General features: G+C 40.4%; 4 protein-coding genes. 3 read left to right on the forward strand and 1 reads right to left on the reverse strand.

Annotated elements, in window-relative coordinates:
• From ACOVQQ_RS11480 to ACOVQQ_RS11490, 3 genes are all read left to right on the forward strand, one after another.
• Positions 1-360 (forward strand): Ohr family peroxiredoxin (locus ACOVQQ_RS11480; protein ID WP_421818318.1); only part of this gene is annotated, 360 nt, incomplete at its 5' end.
• Positions 361-379: 19 nt separating this feature from the next.
• Entirely contained in the window at positions 380-1,357 is a 978-nt protein-coding gene (locus ACOVQQ_RS11485; protein ID WP_421818319.1) for a quinone oxidoreductase family protein, read from the forward strand.
• A gap of 34 nt (positions 1,358-1,391) precedes the next feature.
• Entirely contained in the window at positions 1,392-1,757 is a 366-nt protein-coding gene (locus tag ACOVQQ_RS11490; RefSeq protein ID WP_421818320.1) for a VOC family protein, read from the forward strand.
• Between the two features lie 194 nt (positions 1,758-1,951).
• Here the strand turns inward: ACOVQQ_RS11490 and ACOVQQ_RS11495 are convergent, their stop codons facing one another.
• Positions 1,952-4,159 (reverse strand): S41 family peptidase, encoded by a 2,208-nt coding sequence (locus tag ACOVQQ_RS11495; RefSeq protein WP_421818321.1) that lies wholly within the window; start codon positions 4,157-4,159, stop codon positions 1,952-1,954.
• Positions 4,160-4,583 lie beyond the last annotated feature (424 nt).

The raw sequence follows: 4,583 nt of genomic DNA on the forward strand, positions 1-4,583 counted from the left end.
AAATCATCCGATGGTTTATTGGATCTTGACATCCGATTTCCCAAAGAAATGGGAGGAACTGGCGATGCCACCAATCCAGAACAACTTTTCGCCGCGGCTTGGTGGGCTTGCTTTGGCACTAGCGTTAGCGTTGCCGCGGGAATAGAAAAAGTTCAAATAGGTTCAGTTCATGTAACTGCAAAAATTGCGGTTTTACAGGAGAATGGAAATTTTGATCTCGGTGCACAATTGCTCGTAAAAATTGACGACGTGGATTACAATACGGCAAACAGATTAGTAGAAACTGCGAAATCAATTTGTTCCTATTCTAAAGCAACAAAAGGAAACATAAATGCCACTTACGAAGTGGTAGCAAACTAATCGAAAACACAACAAAACCATGAAACAAATAATCGTAAATGAATTTGGAGCACCTGAACAATTAGTCCTCCACGACGTACCTAAGCCCACTGCTGGCAGCGGACAAATAGTCATTAAAGTAGAAGCCGCGGGAGTGAATTTCTCCGACGCCATGCAAAGAAGAAATCAATATGTATTTCCTGTTCCTTTACCTTATTTACCGGGTTTTGAAGTGGCAGGTATCGTTACCGAAGTCGGAACCAACGTCGAAAATATTTCTCTCGGTGATCGCGTGGTAGCCATGCTTCCGGACGGCGGTGGTTACGCGGAATATGCCGTTACCGCTTCTTATTTAGCAGCTGTACTTCCACCTAGTATATCAGCACAAGAGTCGTTGGCATTACAAGTTCAAGGATTAACCGCGTTCTTAATGTTGAAAAACAGAGCGAAATTACAAGCCGGACAAACCGTACTTATTCATGCCGCGGCCGGTGGCGTAGGAACACTACTGGTACAAATTGCAAAAGAAATGGGTGCAAGCAAAATAATTGCAACCGCAAGTACGACTGAAAAATTAGCTTTAGCAAAATCATTGGGAGCCGACGTACTGATAAATTATACAGAAGATAACTGGCCGAAAAAAGTACTTGAAGCAACCACTGGATCCGGAGTTGATTTAATAATTGATTCAACAGGAGGCGAAATTTTGCGTGCAAGCGTTTCTTGTCTAGCGCCTTTTGGCAAGCTGATAAATTTCGGAAATCCAAGCGGTGGATCTACAGCCGTTGAAGCCTTTACGCTTGTCAATCACAATCAATCGCTGCTCGGTTTTGGTTTAGCTAGCTACTTTTCGAAATCCGATTTAATGCAGGAAGCCTACCACTATCTGTTTTCCCAAACGGCTGCGGGAAAGCTAAAAGTACACATCGGACAAACCTTTTCTTTAAAAGATGCTGCCGAAGCGCATCATAAGTTAGAAAACAGAAAAACGACCGGAAAAATTGTTCTTATTCCCTAAAAAACTAAAGTAAAACAACTTAATCTTAATAAATATGGTAACTACATTAAATTGGTTTGAAATCCCAGCAACAGACTTCGAAAGAGCAAAAACTTTTTATGCAAAAGTTCTAGACGTGCAAATTCACGACGACCCGAACAGGCAATACGCCTATCTGCCCGCTGACCCTCAAACAGGCGGATTTGGCGGAGCAATTGGTATCGGAGAAAACTTTGTTCCTTCCACAACGGGGACAACTATTTACCTTGACGGCGGAAACGACCTTTCCGTACCGTTAAACAGAGTAGAAACTGCCGGTGGAAAAGTGATTTTGCCGAAAACTGCCATAGGTGGCAACGGCTTCATTGCACTTTTTATCGACTCAGAAGGAAACAAAATTGGTTTTCATTCCATGGGATAATACCTAGTACTTCCCGATTGAGTTTAAAACTGGTAGAAATGTTGTTAATAGTTCTATCAGTTTTGTGTTTTGCTACGGGATAAGGAATACAAAGGCTCGTAAAAAAATTAATTAAAGATTCGACTGTCTAAAATTAAATTCTATATCTAAAAATCTTCTAACTAGATTTTTGTAACGGCTTCTTACATCCACATTTACCTATTTTTAGCTATTTCTATAGCTTTTTCAAGAATAGTATCCCGACCAGCTTCAATGTCTTGGACAGTGGGTTTTACATCAACATCGGGCACTATTCCTATCCGTTGCGTTTCTCGACCGTCGGGATAGTACACGCCAATGCCGGTAAACGAGGAATAAATACCGCCGGGCAACACCAAATTAGATACATTTCCATCGGCCGCTGCTGTGGTTGTACCCACGATTATGGCATTTGGATGGGTTTGATACGCCATAGCATGGAATTCAGCGGAGCTCTGTGTTTGCTCGTTTACTAAAATAATCACCTTCCCTTTGTAATAATCTCGATTGCGAATGCCCGTGAACATTGGCTTGGTAAATGTAAATGTTCCTGGACGCTTTAAATTAGTATTGGTAAACTTGGCAAAGGCAATTTTCTTGGGTAGTAAATACCGCGAAAGCACTTCCAACGGAAAATCTGAAGGATAATTACGAGCGTCAATAATCAGTGCTTTCGACTTTCTTATTTCTTGCCAAATTTTAGGGAGATACGCTCTTTTTAAGCTTCCATTATTTAGGTAGGCAACATCAGTGTCGATCCATTTGAAGCAGGTATCCACTTTGTTTAATCTACCGTAAACGTCGATTTCCGTAGGAGAAAAAGTAGAAACTTCTATACTTTCCCATTTGCCCTTTCGTACAATTTCTAAACGCATTTTTGTTTCGTTAGTTCGCAGCAAATTCGTGGCAATATTGCGTAGTTTGGTAGGCAAATTCGAAGCTGGTGTAACTGATAGTCGTTCGTTTACAATATTGTCAACCAACTTTCCATCTATTTTCGCAATCACATCGCCGCGTTTCAAACCCGATTTTGCTCCCAATTCGTCATCGTAAAAGTCGGCTACTACGGCTCGATTCTCTACAAATGCAACTTTTGCTACGGCATACCGAGCACCAAAATAGGTGTTCAAAACCTCACTTTTGTTCAATAAAGTTGCGTGCGTATCTTGTATTTGTGTAATGAGTTGCAAAACAGCGATTGTGTATTCCGTCTCATTTTTTGCATTCAGAAATTTGGGTATGAACGTCTTTAAAACCGCCTGCCAATTTTCGTCAATGGCATATTTGTATGGAAAAAAATACTGCACCATATTCCAATACCGAAATAACGAAACAAGTCGGAAACCTGCGTCGGGATGCAACATTTCTTCGTAGTCCCTTTCGTTAGTGAATCGCGGATTTCCAACTTCAGGATAGAAGTCGACATTGTAGTGCTTTTGTGTACGTTCCGCAGATTCAATCTCTTGTAAAAGCGTAATTAATTCCAGTGAAAACCCTGAAGAAGTAAACCAACTAAAATCGGGTAGTATTTTAACTTGGGAGTCGCGCAGTCCATTCTTTTTGCGTTTTTCGATTGTTCCAAAACTGCGAACCCAATTACTTAGGCATGCATTAAATTCCGCTGAACCTTGTGTTTGAAGTACTTTGGGTAAAACTCGCAACAGTTCGATATCCATTTGATAGTTGCCTGAAGCACAATTGGGATGATAGTATTTGAGAAAACCCCAAATCAGACCCAGTTTTTCTAAACGTGCTATAGTTATTTCATCGGTAGGAATAGATTGAATATTGGAACCGCTATCGAAAGATTGGTCGTAGTCTGCTGGGAATTTTTGTTTTTGAAAAACCTTAGCTTGGGTAACATCTACACCGTCAATGCTTACGCGCAGCTGGTCGATCCACATTTTACCGGAACCTACTAGTAAACCACCTAAGGCAATTTGCGTGGTATTTTCGGGCGAAAGTTCTAGCGTGAGTTCGTGCTTTTTCCAGTCGGTAGTGCCTTTAATTCCGGCATTACTCATATTGTCGATGGCTATATTAGGATCAATTCGAATCCAAATTCCTGCATAGCCATTTTTTACGTTTTCTGTTTTGATATATGCGGAAACTGTTATCGTTTTACCGGCGTAATTTTGGGGTAAAGTATAGCCAATAGCTTTATAATCGTAATTGGTTCCCTGGTACGATAGGGCCGCACTGTATTTGCCGTTATACGTTTGGATGGAATCGGCTGAAACCAGGTAATCGGTACTTCCAAATGAATACCAACTGGAGAACGAACCTTTGTTTTGGAGTTCAAAATCGAAATCGGCTTTCACATCAGATTGCGAAAAAACAAGTGTTGTGCAGAAAACGAGCAAAAAAGCTAAGTGTTTTTTCATTGGTAGCACTTTGAAGGCAATTCAAAAATAGGCGCTAACAAGAAACTTCCATTGCGGTTTAACGAAAACTTACCACATAAAGTAGATTGAGGTAAAGATTGACAAGCGAGTACATTCTCGAAGAATTTGGTACAGTATCGACTAATGTTTTAGGTACTTCGGTAGATTTTTTGTGTTAAGAAACCTAGTCAATTAGCGAAAACACATTACAGTTTTAACATGGCAATAGTTCAACATACTATAGTCACAGCATTTCAATTTAGTCCCCTATTTTCTTCTCTCTTTTTAGCTTTTTTTAATTCTTTCGCTTCCGGTACTCCCGAAATTCGCTTTTGACCTTTCTAACCACATTTTTTCGGTTGACCACAAAGGCACAGAGGTGACATAGGTAACAGAATTCTATTATTTGTTAGGATATTGCTTT

Source organism: Flavobacterium sp., from assembly GCF_049240005.1.
Classification (GTDB): Bacteria; Bacteroidota; Bacteroidia; order Flavobacteriales; family Flavobacteriaceae; genus Flavobacterium.